Source organism: Tritonibacter aquimaris, assembly GCF_009617595.1.
Taxonomy (GTDB): domain Bacteria; phylum Pseudomonadota; class Alphaproteobacteria; order Rhodobacterales; family Rhodobacteraceae; genus Epibacterium; species Epibacterium aquimaris.
Genome location: NZ_WIXK01000008.1, coordinates 1 through 19,829, shown reverse-complemented (window position 1 = coordinate 19,829; position 19,829 = coordinate 1). Strand labels below are relative to the sequence as shown.

Genomic DNA, 19,829 nt, shown 5'->3' with positions numbered 1-19,829 from the left:
AAATACCTGTTTGTTACGCGCCGAACTCACCCGCGGGCGTCACCTTGCCCGCGCAAGAACCAAAGCCAATGCGATAACCCTCGCCTTTGGCCGCGCCGCGCAATGTCAGCGTGTCGCCGTCTTCAAGGAAGCTGCGTTCATCACCACTGTCGAGTGTTATCGGCTCTTTGCCGCCCCAGCTCAGCTCCAGCATGGAGCCACGCTGATGTTTTTCCGCCCCGGAAATGGTGCCCGAGCCCAGCAGATCGCCCACCCGCATCGGACAGCCCGAGGTGGTGTGATGGCACAGCTGCTGCGCGGCGGAATAATACATCTCGCGATAATTCGTGCGCGCAATGATGCTCTCATCCTTGCCCTCGGGCGCCAGCCCCACCTCAAGGTCGATGTCATAAAGCATCGGCTGGGGCTCTTGCAGATAGGGCAGAAGATCACGCTCACGCGCGGGCGTTGACACCCGGAACGGCTCCAGCGCCGCCTTGGTCACAATCCAGGGGCTGACGGTGGTTGCGGTGGCCTTGGCCTGAAACGGGCCCAGCGGCTGGTATTCCCAGGCCTGAATGTCACGCGCGGACCAGTCATTGAGCAACACATAGCCAAAGATCATCTCATCCGCCGCAGCCACGCTCACCGGACCAGTGGACGGCTGGCCCACAATCGCGCCCAGCTCCAGTTCCAGATCAAACCGTTTACAGGGGCCAAAATGCGGCAGCTCCGCATCCGGCGCTTTCAGCTGGCCATGGGGGCGACGCACATCGGTGCCTGACACGACAACCGATGAGGCGCGACCGTTATACCCAATTGGGATCGACAGCCAGTTCGGCGGCAGCGCGTTTTCTGCCCCGCGGAACATGGTGCCCACATTCATCGCGTGATGTTTGCCCGCATAAAAATCAGTAAACTCCACCACCTCAAGCGGCATCAGCATCCGTGCCCCCGATTGCGCCACCAGATGCGGCTCAACAGCGGCGCGCTGGCTTTCATCCGACAACAGCTCGGTCAGACGCGCGCGCAAACGGGCCCAAACCTCAGGCCCCGCCGCCATCACCGCGTTCCAGCTGGGTGCAGAAAACAGTGCCGGATCCAGCCCGTGATCCACGGCTGCGACATCCAGGATCAGATCACCGATAGCCACGCCCATGCGTGCGCCGCTTCCGGCATCAAACACCCCATACGGCAGGTTCTGGATCGGGAAATCAGTGTCCCCATTTGCACTCTCAAGCCAGGAGGTCTCCATCTCACGCGCGTCCTTCATCTTTTCAAAAATACTCTGGGGGTCTGGGGGCAACGCCCCCAGTTCGTTCATTTCACGCCGGGCTTGCCGTCGAATTTCTTTTCCAGCGTGTCCCAACAGCTGATGTAATCATCCTGCAGCGGTGCTTCATTGCCCGCAAAACGGGTCAGATGCTGTGGGAAACGGGTCTCAAACATAAACGACATGGTATTGTCGAGCTTCTCGGGCCCAAGGTTGGAATTCGACGCCCCTTCAAAGGCATCGCGATCCGGCCCATGCGGCAGCATCATATTGTGGAGCGACACGCCCCCCGGCACAAACCCCTGCGGCTTGGCATCATATTGGCCGTAAATATTACCCATCAGCTCTGACATGATGTTCTTGTGATACCACGGCGGGCGGAAGGTGTTTTCCGCCACCATCCAACGCTCGCGGAACAGCACAAAATCGATATTTGCGGTGCCCGGCACACCAGAAGGCGCGGTGAGCAGGGTAAAGATCGACGGATCCGGGTGATCAAACAGGATCGCCCCCACCGGGCAATAGGTGGTCAGATCATATTTATACGGCGCATAATTGCCATGCCAGGCCACCACATCCAGCGGGCTTTGATCGATGTTGGTGCGGTGGAACTGGCCACACCATTTCACCGTCACGGTTGACGGCACTTCCCGGTCTTCATAGGCGGCCACCGGCGCTTTGAAATCGCGCGGGTTGGCCATGCAATTGGCCCCAATCGGTCCGCGCCCCGGCAGATCAAACTTCTGACCGTAGTTTTCGCAGACAAAACCACGGCACGGCCCTTCCAGCACCTCAACGCGATACACCAGCCCGCGCGGCAGAATAGCAATCTCTTTTGGTGCCACATCAATAATGCCCAGCTCAGTGGCAAAGCGCAGATGACCTTCCTGCGGCACCACCAACAGCTCACTATCCGCTGAAAAGAAATACTCATCCTGCATCGAGGTGTTCACCAGATAGACATGGGCCGCCATGCCAACCTGCGTATTCACATCCCCCGCTGTGGTCATGGTACGCATACCCGTCAGCCAGGTCAGCGGTGCATCGCTGTGGGGCACCGGATCCCAGCGATATTGGCCAAGGCTGGTGACATCTTCCACCACATGGGGCGCAGAACACCAGTAAGGCAGATCAATACGCTCGTAGCGGCTGGAATGTTTGACGCTGGGGCGAATGCGATAGGTCCAGGTGCGCTCTGGCGGATCCGCGGTAAAAGCGGTGCCCGACAGCTGTTCACCATAAAGGCCGTACTCGCATTTTTGCGGAGAATTCATCCCCTGCGGCAGCGCACCGGGCAACACTTCACTTTCAAAGTCATTGCCCCAGCCTGGCATATAACCTGGATGCGCATCACTGCCACCGGATGCCTGAATCATTCCCTCGGGTAGATCATAACGCTGCATAGTGCCCTCCCCTGCCAGCGATGCAGATTCGAATTGATGTAATAGTTCGTTGCAATCGCAACGATGTCAAGCTATTCGTTGCAAATGAAACAAACATGATCGACTGAGGAGGATGATCCGTGATTGAGCTCTATGACTACTGGCGTTCATCGGCGAGCTACCGGGTAAGAATCGCGCTCGGCCTTGCTGGGCTGGACTGGCAGGCCCTTTCGGTCGATCTGGTTGCCGGTGCCCAGCAACAGCCCGAACACCTCGCGCGCAATCCTCAGGGTCTGGTGCCGGTGCTTGATATCGATGGGCAGCGATTCACCCAGTCGCTGGCAATTGTGGAGTACCTCAACGAAACCCGCGATCTTGGCCTGCTGCCAAATGACCCGGTTGAACGCGCAAAAACCCGTTCGGTGTCACATGTCATTGCCATGGATATTCACCCGATCTGCAATCTCAAAGTCGCGCGCTTTGCCACGTCTCAAAGCGAACTGAACATGCAGGACTGGATGCAGGCCTTCATCACGCCCGGACTTGCAGCGGTTGAACAGTTGGTTGCCGATGACACCCCCTACACCTGCGGTGATACGATCAGCCTCGCGGACATCTGCCTGATGCCACAGATGTATAACGCCCACCGCTGGCAAGTTGATCTTACAGCCTTGCCAAAACTGCGCGCCATTGAAACCGCGCTGGCGCAACACCCGGCCTTTGCGGCGGCGCATCCGGATCAATGGGCAGAGTAAACGCGCAGTGGTAATGGCCTTCGCTCAGTGTCCAGGTTTGCGCAGCAGGGTCAGCACCATTCGCGCCGCAACGGCAGGCGAAGACCTTCTGGTGAGCAAAGACGGGCTAACACCCCTGAGTGACCAGCAGTGAATGCGGAATCCCCACCTGAGCTGCTAGATGACGCCATTGCTCCAACGTCGCGGCAGTTTGTTATAGGCATTGCGCACCAAAGAAAACGCATAGGCCGCAATTCCGGGAGCAAGATTTCAATCTGGGTCAACGATGCCATGAACAATGGTTGACTAGAACTGCCTCTGGGTCAAACCCGATCCAGCAGGCACTCTGCAAAATAATCGCAACGGGAGCGGTGATCCAAAGTGGCGTTTCGCCAGATGTCACACCGCATAAACGTCGATCAGCTCAACCATTGTTTTAACCACTAATTTCTTCAGCACCCGGCCGCGATGAATGTCGACAGTGCGCGGGCTGATCCCCAGGTTTTGGGCAATCTCCTTGCTGGAGGTGAGCGACGGGTTGGCCAGAATAAAGGCAAAGACTTCATGCTCACGTTTGGTGAGCGTTGCCAGCCGATTGGCAATTTCAGCCTCTTTCTCCTTGGCCTTAGACCGCTGTGTTGAAATTTCCAAAGCCGTCTCTATGCGCTCCAGCAGAATGGGCAGCGAAAAGGGTTTTTCCAGAAAATCGAGCGCGCCCGCCTTGGTGGCGCGCACCGATTCCGGAATGCCACCATGTCCGGTAATGAAGATAACCGGCAGATCGCAGCCGGTTGCATTCAAATGGGCCTGCAGTTCAAGACCATCCATTTTTGGCATGCCGTAATCCAGGATCAGGCAGCCATCAACACCCGGCTCAACCTCCTGCAGGAAAGCATCTGCACTGGCAAACGACAGCACATGAAAACCCCGCTTGCTAAGCGAGCGCGTCAATGCGGTGCGAACGTCATTGTCGTCATCAACCAGATACACCGTTGGCGCGCGTGTCTCTGTTTGTGTCACTACCTGTGTCACTGGGCGAAATCCTTATCATCTGCCGAGGCCGCTTTGAGCGAGAAACAAAACTGCGCACCGCGCGCAACATCCGGCGTATTCCAGATCTGGCCGCCGTGGTCCTGAATGATCGTTCTGCAGATCGAAAGACCCAGCCCCATACCGCCCTGTTTCAGCGTGTCATAAGGCTGGAACAATTCCGTGGCCCCAACCCCCGGTCCACTGTCACTGATCTGAGTAGTCACCTCATCCCCCTCTGCGCTAAAGCTGATGTGGATGCTGCCTTTGCCCTGGCCGCTTTCGCTGATGGCTTCAATTGCATTTTTCAGCAGATTCACAACCACTTGGGCAATTTGTGTCCGATTGCCAACCACCTGAAGCGTATCAGTCCTTTGCTGCTTGATCGTGACACCGTGCTGTTTTGCCTCCGCCTCAATAAGCGACACGGACTGACGAACCAGATCGTTCAGATCAAACGGCAGCATACGGCCCCGGTCCTTGCGCACGATGCCGCGCAAAGCGCGGATAATCTCACCCGCGCGGAAAGACTGGCGATCAATATCACCTAGAATTTCCTTCAGCTCATCATCTGCGTCATCCGGGGAATTCAACGACAGCATCGCCGCATCCACATTATATGAAATAGCGCTCAGCGGTTGGTTCAGCTCATGCGCAAGGCTTGAGGCCATTTCCCCCATCTGATTGACCCGCGCCGTATGGGACACATCGCGTTTCAATTGGGCGGCAAAGGCTTCGGTGCGTTTCTGTTCATCAATATCGTCAAAGATAATCACCACGTGATCGGGATCGCCCCGTTCATCCCGGATCAAGATCGCATTCATACGCAACCAGATCGGTGAGCCATCTTTGCGAGCAAAACGGTGCTCATCTATATATTCACTGTCTTCAAGCAGCGCCTTGAGAATATCGTCAACAAAGCTGAGCCCATTCTGACCCATTAGGTCGTCCAGGTTCATCCGTGACAGCACGTCTTGATCATAGCCAAGCAAGGCCCCCAACTGCGCATTGGTGCGCAAAAAGCCTCCAGAATTGGGATCGATCTGCGCCATGCCGCGCGACGCCAGCTCAAACGTGCGGCCATAGGCGTTTTCGAATTTCTGCCGTCGCTTGATTTCCTTGGTAAAGGCCTGGCTGGTGGCATCCAATTCGCGATACGGGCTGCTGAGCGCCTCGAGCGGCCCACCCTGCCCGGCAGACACACGCCGGGTGCGATCAGCAAAAACGCGCAGCGGCCGGTTGATGCGATCTGCGATCTTTAGCCCGATGAAACTGGTCAACAACGCAATCGCCAGCGCGATCCAGATACCGCGGTAGCGGTCCTTGCGAATTTCACCAATGAAATTATCCGCACGCACATAGATGCCAATCATCCATCTGACGTCTGGCTCAACAATGCTAACCAACGTTGAGACATAGCGCTCTCCATCGAATTCGAAGTTGGAGAAGATGGTTTCCCCCCGCCCCAGATCCGGCACGTCAGGCATGGCACCAAAGGCCGCATTGGCGATGTCATCATTGATTTCATCCACCCGCACGAGTTCAGGGTAATTCTGATCGGCATCGTTTTTGATCAGGTTGAGCTCGGGATGGGCGATCACCTCCCCCGTTTCATTAAGAATAAGCGTCGCACCCTGCTGGTCTGACCAGAGATTGCGCATGAAATCTGAAATCGCATCAATCTCGATATCCATACCCAGGATGCCACGGATCTCACCATCCGCCGCAAGAATGGGCACCGCGTAGGTGATGCCCGGACGGCGCGTGGTGAAAAAGATATAGGGGTTGGTCCAGACCGGCTCGCGGGATGCCGTGACGTTCACATACCAGGGCCGCGTGCGCGCTTCATATTGGTCGGAAAGATCCCGTGCCCTGTCCTCGATCACAAACCGGTCATTGCGCCAGATAAATGACGCAGGGTGGTGCGCAGCGCCTTGGTCAAATGGGGGCACAAATTTGCTGCGATAGCGCTGTGGTTCATCGGTGCGCATCACATAGACAAAACGGCCGGAAGCATCCGCAAAATAAAGCCCTGCCAACTGCGGAGCGACCTGAATCTGTTGGAAAAAATGTTTTTCCAGGGCTGCGTCATCTGAAATGTCGAGCAGGTCGCTTTCGGCCAGGCGCCGGGTCGTGTTCAGCGTGTTGCGGGCCGGATCAAGAAAGCTTGTGACCTGGCTAATAATGCTGAAATTCACCTCATGCATGGTGCTGCCAAGCTGGCGCAGGATCGCGCGTTCCGAGGTGAAATAAGTCGAAAGCACCACGGTCAAAACCGCCACAAACTGTAAGCCACCAAGGCTGAGCGCTAAGACCGCCTTGAGCGAAACCACTTTGCGGTTTGTCTGCCTTCTGGTGCCCAATTCGGCACGCCCGGGCTGGTTTTGACGACTGATTTTGATGACGAGGCCTTGCTGCTCTGAAACCGCTCTGCGGGAGTGTTTCACAAAGCGTCGGCACTCAACATACGTAATCACTCGTATAGACTCCAGCACCGATCGTGAAATTAACAAGTACCGTATCGCCGCACAGCTGCACCTGGGAAATTTTTTGCGATTGCGACGGGCGCACAGTCGGCACGAGAAACACTAGCATCCGCTATTTAGGGAGAGATAGAATTGTATTCTAAGTTCAAAACAACCGCGATGGGTGTGGCAGCCGCAGCTGTCCTAGCACCGGCCGCATTTGCGGAAGAATTCATTACAATTGGCACCGGCGGCGTAACCGGCGTGTACTACCCGACCGGTGGCGCGATCTGCCGTCTGGTAAACAAAGGTCGTCGTGATCACGGTATTCGCTGCTCGGTGGAATCTACTGGCGGTTCCGTTTACAACATCAACACCATCCGCGAAGGCGAGCTGGAGTTTGGTGTGGCCCAGTCTGACTGGCAGTATCACGCCTATAACGGCACTTCAAAATTTGAAGACAAAGGCGCATTCGAAGGCCTGCGCGCGGTGTTTTCCGTGCACCCGGAGCCCTTCACCGTTGTGGCCCGTGCGGACGCAGGTGTGACCTCCTTTGAAGACCTCAAAGGCAAGCGTGTAAACATCGGCAACCCCGGTTCCGGTCAGCGCGGCACCATGGAAGTTCTGCTCGGCGCGATGGGCTGGAGCACAGATGATTTTGCCCTGGCAACCGAGCTGAAGGCAGCAGAACAATCTGCAGCACTGTGTGACAACCAGATCGACGCAATGGTCTATACCGTTGGTCACCCGTCCGGTTCTATCCAAGAGGCAACAACCGCCTGTGACTCGGTTCTGGTGAATGTTCAGGGTGACGTTGTAGATCAACTGATCGCAGACAACTCTTTCTACCGCTCTGCAACCGTTCCAGGTGGCATGTACCGTGGCAATGACGCCGACACCGCAACTTTCGGCGTTGGCGCAACCTTCGTGACCTCCGCAGATGTGTCTGACGAAGCGGTGTATGTAGTTGTGTCTTCGGTTTTCGAAAACTTCGAGGATTTCAAAAAACTGCACCCTGCATTTGCAAATCTTGACCCCAAAGAGATGGCAACCGCGGGCCTGTCCGCTCCGCTGCATCCGGGTGCGGCGAAATACTACAAAGAACAAGGCTGGATTGAGTAAAATCCACTTGAACCAAGGCGGCTCTCAGCCGCCTTGGTTTTTCCTAAAGTCCAATTTTTACAGACAGTTATAAGCATGACGTGAGGGGGGAATATGTCGTCAGATAGCACAAAAAACCAAGCTTTGAGCGAGGCCGAGCTACAAGAGCTCGTCGCCGCCAGCGATACCGGGGCACGGGATCCACACGGGTCAGTTGGCCTGTTGATCGCTGCGGTTGCGGTGATTTGGTCTCTGTTTCAGGTGCTGCTGGCCTCACCCATTGCACCCTATGTGCTGCCCGGCGATCTGATCAACAACTCGCGCCAGTTCCATCTGGCTTTTGCGATGTTTTTGGCGGCGATGGCCTATCCTTTGTTCAAGTCCAGCCCGCGCCATTGCATCCCGTGGTATGACTGGCTGTTTGGCCTCGGCGGCGTGTTTCTGGCGCTGTATGGCTATTTCTTCTATCAGAAAATCGTCAACAATGGCGGGCTTGCGGATCAGACAGACGCCTATGCAGCGGTGGCGGGCCTGCTCTTTTTGTTCGTGGCGGCCTATCGTACATTAGGGCCGGTGATGGTGGCGCTTGCGATCGTCTTTTTAGCTTATGTGTTTTTTGGCTCTTCCGAAATTGTGCCCGACCAGATCCGCTGGGCCGGTGCAAGTCTGCGCAAAGCCATGAGCCACATGTGGATCACCTCCGAGGGGGTGTTTGGCATTGCGCTTGGGGTCTCGACCAAATTTGTGTTCCTGTTCGTGCTGTTTGGTGCGCTGCTTGATCGCGCGGGCGCAGGCAATTATTTCATCAAGATGGCCTTTGGCGCCCTTGGTCACCTGCGCGGTGGCCCGGCCAAGGCCGCGGTTGTGGGTTCTGCTGCAACCGGGCTGATTTCCGGCTCTTCCATCGCCAATGTTGTCACCACCGGCACCTTTACCATTCCCTTGATGAAACGCGTGGGCTTTAGCGCTGAAAAGGCGGGCTCGGTTGAGGTTGCCTCCTCAGTCAACGGTCAGATCATGCCCCCGGTCATGGGTGCTGCTGCGTTTTTGATGGTTGAATATGTGGGGATTTCCTACGTCGAAGTCATCACCCACGCCTTCTTGCCCGCGGTCATTTCATACATCGCGCTGGTCTATATCGTGCATCTGGAAGCGGTGAAAAACCGCATGCCGACCATTGGCAACAAAGTTGTTTCACTCGCCAAAACCATCGGCGGCATGTTTGCCTTTTTTGCAGGGTTTGCGGCGCTTTGCTATGCCACCCAATACCCGGTGGGCTGGATTGTTTCCTTGTTACCTGCAGGCTCTGGCTGGGCGCTATCGCTCATCCTTTTTGCGATCTATGTGTTCCTGGTCTACCTCGCGGCACAGGTTCCCGATCTGGAAGCGGATGACCCCAACGCAGAAATCGTTGAGCTGCCGGATGTGGCCAAGATCTACAAATCCGGCCTCTACTACCTGCTGCCCATTATTGTGTTGGTCTATTTCTTGATGATCGAACGCAAATCACCGGGGCTTTCGGCCTTTTGGGCAACCATGCTGCTGTTTGGCATTCTGCTGACTCAGAAATCGCTCAAGGCGTTCTTCCGCGGCGAGATCGATCCGGCGGTACGCCTGCATGAAGGTGTCACTGATCTGATCGAAGGGCTGATCGACGGCGCACGCAATATGATCGGCATCGGCCTTGCCACCGCAACCGCGGGCATCATTGTGGGGACTGTTTCGCTCACCGGGATTGGTCAGGTGATGGCAGATTTTGTTGAATTTCTGTCCGGCGGCAACCTGATCTTGATGCTGATGTTTGTGGCGATTCTGTCACTGATCCTGGGGATGGGGCTGCCCACCACTGCAAACTACATCGTGGTGTCTTCGCTGATGGTTGGCGTTGTGGTTGAACTGGGTGCGCAATCCGGTCTGGTAGTCCCGCTGATCGCGGTGCATCTGTTTGTGTTCTACTTCGGCATTATGGCCGATGTGACACCGCCTGTGGGGCTGGCCAGTTTTGCGGCTGCGGCTGTGTCGGGCGGCGATGCCATCCGCACCGGCTTCACCGCGTTCTTTTATAGCCTGCGCACCGTGGCGCTGCCTTTTGTGTTCATCTTCAACACTGATCTGTTGCTGATTGATGTGACACTAACGCAGGGCATCATCGTCTTTATCGTCGCTACCATTGGTATTTTGGTCTTCACCGCTGCGACCATGGGATTCTTCCTCACCAAATCGCGTATCTGGGAAACCGCTGCGCTGCTGCTGGTTGCCTTTGCCCTGTTCCGTCCCGGCTTCTTTATGAACCAGATCCAGCCACCCTTTGCTGAAATTGCCCCCACACAGGTTGAACAGGCTTTTGAAACGGCCGAGGTTGGTGATGCCATCCGCGTGGTGATTTCAGGACCAGACTTTGACACGCTGGCCGTAAAAGACCTGACTGTAGTGTTGAATGTCGCAGACGCAGCAGGCGGCACCGCCCGTCTTGAAGCCGCAGGTCTGACTGTGGTGCCGCAAGATGGTATCATGCAGCTGGATGAGCCGATGTTTGGCACTGCTCTCGCAGACAAGCTGGCGAGCTTTGATTTCTACGGCGATGACCCGGTGCAGATCACCGCAGTTCAGGCGCCCGCGGAACAGATGCCCAAGGAGCTGATCTTTATTCCGGCTCTGCTGCTGTTGGGTCTTATTGCGCTTTTGCAGACCCGGCGCGCCAAACAGGAAGACTATGAGCAAGGAGTGACCGCATGACCAAGACCATCCTATGTGCGCTGGACGTCAACCGGCCGGACGCCGAAGCCAAAGTCCTGTTGCAGGCTTTTAAGCTGGCACAGATGGAGCAGGCCCAGCTTGATGTGATCACCGTTATTCCTGATTTCGGTATGAGCGTTGTTGGCACGTTCTTTGATGAGGCTCACACTGAAAAAGCCCGCGAGGCTGCGCGCCAGATCCTGTTTGATCTGGTCAAAAACACCATTGGCGAAGAGGCAAATGATCAGGTGCGCCACATTGTTGGCGTTGGCAAAGCCTATCATGTGATCCTGACCACGGCCGCAACCGACAATGCCGATCTTATCGTGCTGGGCGCTCATAAGCCGGATGTAAAAGACTATCTGCTGGGGCCAAATGCGGCGCGCGTTGTGCGCCATGCCACCACATCGGTTTTTGTTGTCCGCGACAATGACTAGGTTCGTGTGACGGACAAAGACAAACCTGATTGATATTGGCGCTGGACGGATCCAGCGCCAATCAAGCCACCATCAACCCTATGGGGTGCGGCGGATGTTATCAGGCAGCCAGGTCGCCAGTTCCGGCCACACCACAAGGATCACCACCATCAGCAGCATCAGCCCCACCATCGGGATAGCTGTCTTGGCGATATAGCCGATCTGGTGGCGGGTCATCCCTTGCAGCACAAACAGGTTGAAACCGATCGGCGGCGTAACCTGTGCGGTTTCGATGACCACAACCAGGAAAATGCCAAACCAAATCACATCAATACCTGCCGCGCGGATCATCGGCTCGACAATGGCCATGGTCAGTACAACCGATGACAGCCCGTCCATGAACATACCCAAGATAAGGTAGAACACGGTCAGCACCGCAATCAACGCGACCGGAGACAGGTGATAGCTGTCAATCGTTTGAGCCAAGGCACGTGGCAGGCCGGTAAAGCCCATCGAAAGCGACAAAAACTCTGCCCCCATCAGGATAAAGGCAATCATCGCCGAGGTTCTGGTGGCGCCCATCAAACTCTCTTTGAAGGTCCGCAACGAAAGCGAACCTTGCACAGCCGACAGCAGCAAAGCACCCGTCACCCCAACAGCAGCAGCTTCGGTCGCGGTGGCAAACCCCATATACATCGAGCCAATGACAACAAAGACCAGACCCAAAAGCGGCAGGAGAAACCGGCTCTCTGCCAGCATGTGCTTAAATGGCATTGCAGGCTCTGGCTCAGGGCGCTGATCTTTGTAAACAACGTGCCAGAACACGATATAAAGCATGAACAGCCCCGCCAGAACCAAACCGGGAAACACGCCTGCCATGAACAGTTTGGTGATGCTTTCATTGATCGTCACACCATAGACAATAAGCGTCAGCGACGGCGGGATCATCAGCCCCAATGTTGCCGCCCCGGCCAAGGTGCCGATGATCATGAACTCAGGATAGCCACGTTTGCGCAGCTCCGGGATCGACATTTTGCCAACCATATTCAGCGTGGCCGCAGACGAACCTGAAACCGCGGCAAAAATGGCGCAACCCGCAATATTGGTGTGCAAAAGCCCACCGGGCAGAAACCGCATCCAGGGGGCCAGACCGCGGAACATATCCTGGGATAATCGGGTGCGATACAGGATTTCTCCCATCCAGATAAACAGCGGCAGCGCCGTCAGGGTCCAACTGGACGACCCCGCCCAGATGGTTGTGATCATTGCATCACCCGCAGGACGTGAGGTGAAAAGCTCCATCCCGACCCAGGCAACACCCATCAACGCCAGGCCGATCCAGACCGATCCCCCCAGCAATGCAAACAGCACAAATAGGAAGATAACCGTTGTGTATAGCTCGCTCATTCGACAACCTCCCCCTGGATCTGGCTTTCTCCATAAGCAAGCAGCCGGGTCAGATAGTCCCAAATGGCAATCGCAAGCAGCACGGCCCCAATCGACATTGGCAGCTGCGGCAACCAGATCGGAGTGGGCACCCATTCCGAGCCAGACTGCGCCCACAGCTCTCCCCATTGTGCCGGAGCGGTCGCAAACATCGAAAACACCGTCAGTAACCACTCAGGCACAAAATCCTGCCCCTGCGTACGGTCATTGATCATTTCAGACACGATATTGGTCTTGATCGCATAGCGGGCAAAATAGGTGGCGGTGACTGCAGCGATAAACATGGCCAATGCATCCAGCCAAAAGCGGGTAAACGCATTGATCTGCAACAGCACCGACACGCGGATATGGCCGCCCTGGACCAATGTATGTGCCAAGGCAAAAAACGAAGTCGCCGCCATGGCGTAACCCGCATATTCCGTTGCGCCCGGAAAGGCCGAACTTGTCCAGCGCGCAACCATCTGCAGGATGATAAGCAGCAGGATCGTCACCATGAAACCGGCGGCAATGACCCCCGCAGCTTTGTATACCGCATCAAGGCCACGCCAGACCGGGCCCAGCAACTGCACTGCACGCGGCCCCTGCCACAAACAGTATAAGGCCAGAAGGGTTGGAAAAACGAATAGCCACACCCAAAGAGGCAGCCCCAGAAACGGTTGCCAATCTCGCATTGACATACTCCCCGTATCAAATGCGCAACGGCTCCTTACAGGAAGGAACCGTTGCAAAATTCAGTGTATTATTCAGTTGGCTTTGTAAGCGTCGAGAATGGCCTGACCATCGTCGCCAACCGCCTTAAGCCAATCTGCGGTCATGCTTTCGCCAATCGTTTCAAGCTCTGCGCGAAACGCGGGGGTTGCCTCAGAAACCACCATGCCGTTTTCCGCGAACTGCTCAAAATACCAGTTTGCCAGCTCTTCGGATTTGGCAGAACATGACACTGCGGTTTCATCAGCGGCTTTTTGGACAGCAGCCTGGGTCTGCGCATCCAGACCATCCCAGATCCCTTTGTTGACCATGACATAGTTGCGTGGGAACCAAGCGTTGACCTTGTAGTAGGTCGACACATGCTCCCAGAGCTTGCGGTCATATCCGGTTGAGCCCGAAGAAATCATCGAAGAGGCCACACCGGTTGCAAAAGCCTGGGCAATTTCGGCCGCTTCGATCTGAACCGGAACCATGCCAAGCGTCTCTGCAATATTGGCCGTTGCCGTATTGTACGCGCGGAATTTCACTCCGGCGATATCCGCTGATGAGTTGACCTCTTGGTTGAAATAAAACCCCTGTCCCGGCCAGGGGCAGGTATAAAGTGTCACCAGATTATGCTCCGCGAGGCGTTCATTCACCGGGCCTTTTGCCGCTTCCCAAAGCTTGTTGTTATCCGCATAGCTTGTGGCCACAAACGGCAGGTTATCCCAACCCAGGATCGGGTCTTCGTTGGCATGGGCAGACATGAAACGTTCACCAATCGGAGCCTGGCCAGTCTGAACCGCACGTTTGATTTCTCCGCCACCAAACAAAGAACCACCATGATGCGGAGTGATATCGATCTCACCATTGGTGTATTCGCGCACTTTATCCGCAAACATCACCCCATGTTCAGAGTGAAAATTCGTGGCCGCATAGGCCATTGGCATGTCCCATTTCTCAGCCGTTGCCGCCGTTGCTGCAACAGAAAGCGCCGCAAGCGCGACCGCCGATTTGAGGTGAGCAAATGAAGTCATGGTATTCTCCCTGGGTTTGTGTTGGTTTTTGTTTATCTTGTTCAATTGAAGCGCATGGGGCTAAAGGCCGCCATATCGACATTGGGATGGGTGCCGCTGATCAGCTCCGCGATCATTCGGCCGGTTTTTGCCCCCCCTGTCAGGCCAATATGATGGTGCCCAAATGCGGTGTAGATGCCGGTATTCCGGACTTGGCCGATCAAAGGCAAACTGTCCGACGGTGCCGGGCGAAAGCCAAGCCATTCCTCATCTGAGGCATATTCCAGATTTGGGAACACCTCTTTCACCTTGCGGCGCAGCAAATTCAGCGGCGCCTTCGAGCGCTTTTCGCTGAGGCCACCAAATTCAACCACACCCGCGCAACGGATGCCCTGATCCATCGCCGTGGCAACAAATTTCCCAGCGGCCAGCATCATCGGGTTATTGGGCCGCATGCTGGGATCTTTTAGCGTGACGTGATACCCTCGTTCCGCCTCAAGTGGGACATTGAGACCCAGTTTTTTCATCAATGGCACCGACCAGATCCCCGAAGAGATCACCACCTCATCACACTCAATGCGGCCCTGTGTTGTCTCAACCGCGCTGACGTGCCCACCGCTGAGATCAAAATCCTTCACCTCAGCCTGCACAAAACGCCCCCCCAGATCCGCCAGCACAGCCACCAGATCCTGCACATAGGACGCCGGGTTGAGAATGAACCCGTGGTTTTTCAAAACCGCCAGCAGCTGAGTGTTCGCGCCAAGGATCGGCTCAACCTCCTGAACCGCCGCGCCTTCGATCAACTCGGGGACAAATCCCGCCTCAGCGCGCAGTTTCCAGGTAAAGGCATCCGCGTCAAAGGCGGCACGATCAGCATAAGCAAAACTATAAAGGCTGCTTTGCACCCATTTTTCAGCCCTGGTGCCAGCCGCAAGCGATTGATGCTGCTCCAGACTGTCGCCAACAATCGTGGTCAGGCCCTTACTGATGCGCTCTGCGTCCTTGGCATTGGCATGCGACAGATATTTCGCCAACCACGGGATCAGTTTGGGCACATAGCTCCAGCGCAGAAACAAAGGGAAATTGGGATCCGCAAGATAGCCTGGGCTGTTCTTGATCAGCCCGGGGCCGGTGACGGGTACAACGGAACAACTCGCCAGAATACAGCCGTTGCCATATGAGGTCGCCATGCCAGGCGTCGCTTTGTCCACAAGGGTTACGTCGAAACCAGAACGCTTTAACCAGATGGCTGTTGCAGCCCCAACAATACCGGCGCCTACAATCACGATGTGTTTCGTCTTCATCTTGTCCAAGCTCTTTTGGTGGTGGGCCCAATTGTCGCAAGTGAAGTTCATCATTTCAAATACAAAAAAATGCACAAAGTATCATAAAAGATGATATAGACAGATATGAAACTTAAATTCAGACAACTTCAGGCGTTTCACGCAATCGTAGACACCGGCACCGTAACAGGTGCCGCTGAAGCCTTGGGCATTTCCCAACCCGGCATTTCAAATCTGCTGGCAGAGCTGGAGCGGCAGACCAATTTGCGATTGTTTGAACGTCTGCACGGCCGCCTGGTGCCCACTCCAGAAGCCCACATCCTGTATCGTGAAATTGAAACAGTGGTGCGCGGGCTCGACCATGTGACCCAAGCCGTTGTGGATCTGCAAAACAAACAAGCCGGGCATCTGCAGGTGGCGTCCCAGCATTCCATGTCCTTTGGTATCATGCCCGAACTCATTGCCGAGTTTTCCCGCGATCGCCCAGATATGAATATCTCGTTTCAGTCGCAATATAGTTCCAAGATCCAGGAATGGATTTTGTCAGGCCTGTTTGAAATCGGCGTGTGTGAAATGCCGCTGCTCTATGATACGCTGACGGTTCACCCGCTGCATGTGGAAACCAAAATCGCACTTCACCGGGACAATCCTTTAGCCCAGCATGAGGTGCTGACACCCGAGCTGCTCAAAGATGTGCCATTTGTTGTTATGGGGCCGGATCACATTACATCACGGCGGTTGCGACGGGCCTTTGACGAGAAAAACATCCCGCTGAATCCAAGGGTTCATTCCCATCTGTTCAAAAACCTGCTGAGCTTTGTAAAAGAGGACATGGGGGTTGCTCTGGTGGATCGGTTTGGCCTTGAATTTGACTATGATGACCGTGTTGTCGCCCGCAGCTTTGCGCCCCAGATCACCATGGATATGGCCATTGTCACCGCCTCAACCCGCCCGTTGTCGCAGGTCGGCAAGGAGTTTCTGGCTTTCCTTTTGGAAAAACTTGCGCCCTATTCTGCGGAAGAAAGACCTTTGACCCAGCTTGAGATCGGCACAACATGATAACCAAACCCACCATTGGCATTTTAATGCTCAACACGCAGTTTCCCCGTTTTGTTGGGGATATCGGCAACCCGGAAACATTTGATTTTCCGGTTAAATTTCGCACTGTGAACTGCGCAAATGCTGCCAGCGTTGTGTTTGATGATCCGTTGAAACTGCTGCCCGATTTTGTCGAAGCGGGGCGTGATTTGATTGCACAGGGCTGCGGGGCACTGACCACCTCCTGCGGATTTCTCTCACTGCTTCAAACAGAATTGAAAGCAGAACTGGGCGTTCCCTTTGCAAGCTCATCCTTGATGCAACTGCCGCTGATCGAGGCCACGCTGCCTGCGGGTAAAGAAGCTGTGGTTTTGACCATCTCAAAAGACAGCTTATCGCCCAATCACCTACGCGCCGCCGGAGCGCGCGCTGACACTCGGATTATGGGCATGCCGCCTGCTGGGGCGTTTGCAAGTGCTATTCTCACCGACCAGACCGAACTGGACCACGCGGCCTGCCAAAGCGAAATGATTGCTCAGGCCCAAGCGCTGATGACAGAAAAGACCGGCGCAATTGTGCTGGAGTGCACCAATATGGCCCCCTATGCCGCTGAGATTGCGCAGGCAACGGGATGTCCTGTTTTCTCAATCGTGAGTTTCATCAACTGGTTTCACGCCGGGCTCGCCCCAATCGCATACCCGCAATAATCTAAACTCTGCAATTTCAGGGGTGGTTGCTCAGGGGTGATTTCGGGGGGATAATTTCACGGGGCGTTGCAACCACGGCCTTTACTGATCGCCATGCATTTGCACCCGGCATCCCAAATCGGCTTCCCCAGCCGCTCCATCAGGTGAGCCGCCCTATAGCCAATTGCCTATATTTCACAAATATAGCTCCAAAGATATATTGAGTAATTATAGCTATCAGCCTATAAATAGCTATGACAGCCCCCCTCGCCCCCTCTCATGTCCGCAGCCTGCGACAGGCCGGTGACATCCTGCGCCGACGTCGCAAGGCGCAGAACATGACGCAGATGCAGCTGGCCACCGCCACCGGCACCGCCCAATCGAGCATCTCAGACATTGAGGGCGGCTATGTCTCCGTCAGCCTTGATGTCTATCTCCGCCTGCTCGAAGCGCTCGATGCGGAACTCACTGTGTCCGACCGTAGCAAAGATGAAGGTTTGGCGTAATGGCCCGAAATCCGCGCGCCTTACGACGGCCCAAAACTTTCAAAACCGGCGTCTGGTATGGGCGCAGTCAGGTTGGCACCCTCGTCAAAGCCCCGGATGGCCGCGTGACATTCGCCTATGCGCCCACATGGCTACAAAATGCAGATGCCTTTCCGGTGGCCAGTTCACTCCCGCTCAGCAGCGAAACGCTGCATGGGCCCATGGTCATATCGGTCTTTGACAACCTGCTCCCCGACGCCGAAGGGGAGCTGCGCGAAAAGATTGCCGAACGCATCGGGGCCGCAGGGGTCGATCCCTATTCGCTACTGTCTGTTCTGGGCCGTGACTGCGTTGGCGCGCTCCAGTTTCTCCCCGAGAATGAACAACCCGCAGCCCAAGACATGTGTTATCGCGCAGTGAGCAACGCCGAAATGCAGGCCGATCTCACCGGTCTGGCCGCCGCGCCGCTGGCCATTGGCACCGATAAGGATTTCAGAATTTCCATAGCCGGGGCCCAGGAGAAAACCGCCTATCTGCGCCTCACATCGGGCTGGGCAAAACCACGCGGCATCACCCCCACCAGCCATATTTTCAAAACCCCAATGGGTATCTTACCCGGCCCCGAGCAGATCGACCTCAGCGACAGCGTGGAAAACGAACTGTTCTGCATGACACTGGCGCATGAAATCGGCCTGCCCGTTGCGCGGGTCGAAAAAATCACGCTCCCCGAAATCACCGCCTTGGCGGTTGAGCGGTTTGACCGCATATGGGACGGCGACGTTTTGAAACGCCTGCCGCAGGAAGATCTGTGCCAATCGCTTGGTGTGGCATCCAGTCAGAAATACCAAAAAAGCGGCGGCCCCAGCGTGGCTGACATTCTGAACCTGCTGCGTGAATCCGATGACCCAAGACAAGACCGCGAAACGTTCTTCAAGGCGCAGATCTTTTTCTACCTGATCGGGGCCAGCGACGGTCACGCCAAGAATTTCAGCCTGCGCCTCGGCCGTCAGGGCCGCTTCCGCCTTGCGCCGCTTTATGACATCATCAGCCTGGCCCCGGTGGTGGCAATGGGCCGCCTGCAACGCAAACGCTATCGTCTGGCCATGTCAATTGATGGCCACTACGGCATTGATGAACTGGTTCCGCGCCATTTTGTGGCCGAAGGGGCCGCAAGCGGTTTCAGCGCTGATTATGTGCAGGCGCTGCTGCGGGATATGTCTGCAAAACTAGAAACCGCGATTGAACGCAGCATCAATGGTCTTGGCAGCCAGGTGCCCCGCAGTGTCACCGATCCAATCCAAACCGACGCAAACACCCGTGCCCGCGCCGTCCTCGCACTGCTGGATTAGACTTCGACAGCCAGCTTACCTTGGGCCACTTCATCAGCTCATTTTTTAGCCCCAGACCGTCCAATAACTGCGCGACCGGTCGAAAAACGACACATCAACTCACACAAGCGAATCTGTCTTCTGACCGGCATCAGACGCAAGAATCATACGCGCCTTCACCTCCGCGCAACCTTTGATTCGATTCGCATCTCTCCCACCACTGCTGCTGTGAGCCGCTTTACTGTGATCGTTATGGTTGCGTTAAACCTTCATATACCGGTTAAACAGCCCACCCCCAAACAGCTGTAAATTGTGCCGTCACGGCGGTACACGCATAGGCTACTCGCGCCGTCGGAAGGTGCTGTAAGTATCCGAATTTATGCAAAACTCTGGTTTTGTGAAAGTTAATTTACAGTTCTTGGTAGTGCTTGTGAAATATTATTTACATTTTTGCTGCGTAGTTTCAGTTATTTATTCAGTTCTTTTCAAAATGCCCTATCCTTTGAACAACGCTGCTAGCTGGAGGGCGCAGCAAACGAACATAGCTCTTGGGAGGAAGAGATCGCATGACCGCCGACGTCACCAATGCCACCTATGCCCCGTCGCCCGACTTTGTTGCGCAGGCAAACGTTACCGAAAAATCCTACACCGCGCTTTATGAGGCTTCTGTTTCAGATCCCGAAGCGTTCTGGGGTGAGCAGGCGCAGCGGATTGATTGGATCAAACCGTTCACCCAGGTCAAAGA

17 protein-coding genes are annotated in these 19,829 nt (G+C 55.5%); 9 read left to right on the top strand and 8 right to left on the bottom strand.

All coding sequences use genetic code 11. The features are described from left to right. Positions 1–13: 13 nt before the first annotated feature. Together fahA and hmgA are read right to left on the bottom strand one after the other, a co-directional pair. On the bottom strand, positions 14–1,234 hold the full coding sequence (fahA, locus tag GG681_RS14160; protein WP_214645148.1) for a fumarylacetoacetase: 1,221 nt from the start codon (positions 1,232–1,234) through the stop codon (positions 14–16). 65 nt (positions 1,235–1,299) lie between these two features. Then, a complete protein-coding gene (gene hmgA, locus GG681_RS14155; RefSeq protein WP_153548682.1) occupies positions 1,300–2,655 on the bottom strand; it encodes a homogentisate 1,2-dioxygenase in 1,356 nt (451 codons plus the stop codon). 119 nt (positions 2,656–2,774) lie between these two features. Between hmgA and maiA the strand changes: the two genes are divergently transcribed. After that, positions 2,775–3,389, top strand: coding sequence for a maleylacetoacetate isomerase (maiA, locus tag GG681_RS14150; RefSeq protein ID WP_328593399.1), 615 nt, complete (start codon positions 2,775–2,777; stop codon positions 3,387–3,389). 378 nt (positions 3,390–3,767) lie between these two features. Here maiA and GG681_RS14145 read toward each other — a convergent pair whose 3' ends face one another. Beyond that, positions 3,768–4,400, bottom strand: a complete 633-nt coding sequence (locus GG681_RS14145; protein WP_328593398.1) for a response regulator transcription factor — start codon at positions 4,398–4,400, stop codon at positions 3,768–3,770. Continuing rightward, positions 4,397–6,730: a cache domain-containing protein gene (locus GG681_RS14140; RefSeq protein WP_328593397.1), complete on the bottom strand. Its 2,334-nt coding sequence runs from the start codon at positions 6,728–6,730 to the stop codon at positions 4,397–4,399. Before GG681_RS14140 ends, GG681_RS14145 begins: the two co-directional genes overlap by 4 nt. A 312-nt stretch (positions 6,731–7,042) precedes the next feature. Here GG681_RS14140 and GG681_RS14135 point away from each other — a divergent pair, with 312 nt between their 5' ends. The 3 genes from GG681_RS14135 to GG681_RS14125 all read left to right on the top strand — a co-directional run bounded on the left by GG681_RS14135 (position 7,043) and on the right by GG681_RS14125 (position 11,136). Further along, entirely contained in the window at positions 7,043–7,984 is a 942-nt protein-coding gene (locus GG681_RS14135; RefSeq protein WP_153548790.1) for a TAXI family TRAP transporter solute-binding subunit, read from the top strand. A 93-nt stretch (positions 7,985–8,077) separates the two neighbouring features. Beyond that, positions 8,078–10,699 carry a TRAP transporter permease gene (locus tag GG681_RS14130; protein WP_153548680.1) on the top strand — a complete coding sequence of 874 codons (2,622 nt, stop codon included), beginning with the start codon at positions 8,078–8,080 and terminating at the stop codon, positions 10,697–10,699. Continuing rightward, entirely contained in the window at positions 10,696–11,136 is a 441-nt protein-coding gene (locus tag GG681_RS14125; RefSeq protein WP_153548679.1) for a universal stress protein, read from the top strand. Before GG681_RS14130 ends, GG681_RS14125 begins: the two co-directional genes overlap by 4 nt. Positions 11,137–11,214: 78 nt before the next feature. On the opposite strand, the gene GG681_RS14120 is transcribed toward GG681_RS14125, so the two are convergent. The 4 genes from GG681_RS14120 to GG681_RS14105 all read right to left on the bottom strand — a co-directional run bounded on the left by GG681_RS14120 (position 11,215) and on the right by GG681_RS14105 (position 15,568). Next, positions 11,215–12,522, bottom strand: coding sequence for a TRAP transporter large permease (locus tag GG681_RS14120; protein ID WP_153548678.1), 1,308 nt, complete (start codon positions 12,520–12,522; stop codon positions 11,215–11,217). Beyond that, positions 12,519–13,232 (bottom strand): TRAP transporter small permease, encoded by a 714-nt coding sequence (locus GG681_RS14115; protein WP_153548677.1) that lies wholly within the window; start codon positions 13,230–13,232, stop codon positions 12,519–12,521. The genes GG681_RS14120 and GG681_RS14115 overlap by 4 nt, the downstream gene beginning before the upstream one ends. A 72-nt stretch (positions 13,233–13,304) precedes the next feature. Continuing rightward, positions 13,305–14,285 carry a TRAP transporter substrate-binding protein gene (locus tag GG681_RS14110; protein ID WP_153548676.1) on the bottom strand — a complete coding sequence of 327 codons (981 nt, stop codon included), beginning with the start codon at positions 14,283–14,285 and terminating at the stop codon, positions 13,305–13,307. 41 nt (positions 14,286–14,326) lie between these two features. Then, positions 14,327–15,568, bottom strand: coding sequence for an NAD(P)/FAD-dependent oxidoreductase (locus GG681_RS14105; protein ID WP_153548675.1), 1,242 nt, complete (start codon positions 15,566–15,568; stop codon positions 14,327–14,329). A gap of 105 nt (positions 15,569–15,673) precedes the next feature. On the opposite strand from GG681_RS14105, the gene GG681_RS14100 reads away from it, so the two are divergent. The 5 genes from GG681_RS14100 to GG681_RS14080 all read left to right on the top strand — a co-directional run. Continuing rightward, entirely contained in the window at positions 15,674–16,606 is a 933-nt protein-coding gene (locus GG681_RS14100; protein ID WP_153548674.1) for a LysR family transcriptional regulator, read from the top strand. Beyond that, positions 16,603–17,292 carry an aspartate/glutamate racemase family protein gene (locus GG681_RS14095; RefSeq protein WP_153548673.1) on the top strand — a complete coding sequence of 230 codons (690 nt, stop codon included), beginning with the start codon at positions 16,603–16,605 and terminating at the stop codon, positions 17,290–17,292. The genes GG681_RS14100 and GG681_RS14095 overlap by 4 nt, the downstream gene beginning before the upstream one ends. Positions 17,293–17,525: 233 nt before the next feature. Continuing rightward, positions 17,526–17,777, top strand: a complete 252-nt coding sequence (locus GG681_RS14090) for a helix-turn-helix domain-containing protein (RefSeq protein WP_153548672.1) — start codon at positions 17,526–17,528, stop codon at positions 17,775–17,777. Continuing rightward, on the top strand, positions 17,777–19,105 hold the full coding sequence (locus GG681_RS14085; RefSeq protein ID WP_153548671.1) for a type II toxin-antitoxin system HipA family toxin: 1,329 nt from the start codon (positions 17,777–17,779) through the stop codon (positions 19,103–19,105). The genes GG681_RS14090 and GG681_RS14085 overlap by 1 nt, the downstream gene beginning before the upstream one ends. A gap of 545 nt (positions 19,106–19,650) precedes the next feature. After that, the coding region (locus GG681_RS14080) for an acetyl-coenzyme A synthetase N-terminal domain-containing protein (protein ID WP_153548670.1) at positions 19,651–19,829 on the top strand (179 nt) is incomplete at its 3' end.

Bases quoted from the DNA above. Each gene is read 5' to 3' on its own strand.
- fahA (WP_214645148.1), bottom strand. From the start codon at position 1,234: ATGGAGACCTCCTGGCTTGAGAGTGCAAATGGGGACACTGATTTCCCG.
- hmgA (WP_153548682.1), bottom strand. From the start codon at position 2,655: ATGCAGCGTTATGATCTACCCGAGGGAATGATTCAGGCATCCGGTGGC.
- GG681_RS14135 (WP_153548790.1), top strand. From the start codon at position 7,043: ATGGGTGTGGCAGCCGCAGCTGTCCTAGCACCGGCCGCATTTGCGGAA.
- GG681_RS14130 (WP_153548680.1), top strand. From the start codon at position 8,078: ATGTCGTCAGATAGCACAAAAAACCAAGCTTTGAGCGAGGCCGAGCTA.
- GG681_RS14125 (WP_153548679.1), top strand. From the start codon at position 10,696: ATGACCAAGACCATCCTATGTGCGCTGGACGTCAACCGGCCGGACGCC.
- GG681_RS14120 (WP_153548678.1), bottom strand. From the start codon at position 12,522: ATGAGCGAGCTATACACAACGGTTATCTTCCTATTTGTGCTGTTTGCA.
- GG681_RS14115 (WP_153548677.1), bottom strand. From the start codon at position 13,232: ATGCGAGATTGGCAACCGTTTCTGGGGCTGCCTCTTTGGGTGTGGCTA.
- GG681_RS14110 (WP_153548676.1), bottom strand. From the start codon at position 14,285: ATGACTTCATTTGCTCACCTCAAATCGGCGGTCGCGCTTGCGGCGCTT.
- GG681_RS14105 (WP_153548675.1), bottom strand. From the start codon at position 15,568: ATGAAGACGAAACACATCGTGATTGTAGGCGCCGGTATTGTTGGGGCT.
- GG681_RS14100 (WP_153548674.1), top strand. From the start codon at position 15,674: ATGAAACTTAAATTCAGACAACTTCAGGCGTTTCACGCAATCGTAGAC.
- GG681_RS14095 (WP_153548673.1), top strand. From the start codon at position 16,603: ATGATAACCAAACCCACCATTGGCATTTTAATGCTCAACACGCAGTTT.
- GG681_RS14090 (WP_153548672.1), top strand. From the start codon at position 17,526: ATGACAGCCCCCCTCGCCCCCTCTCATGTCCGCAGCCTGCGACAGGCC.
- GG681_RS14085 (WP_153548671.1), top strand. From the start codon at position 17,777: ATGGCCCGAAATCCGCGCGCCTTACGACGGCCCAAAACTTTCAAAACC.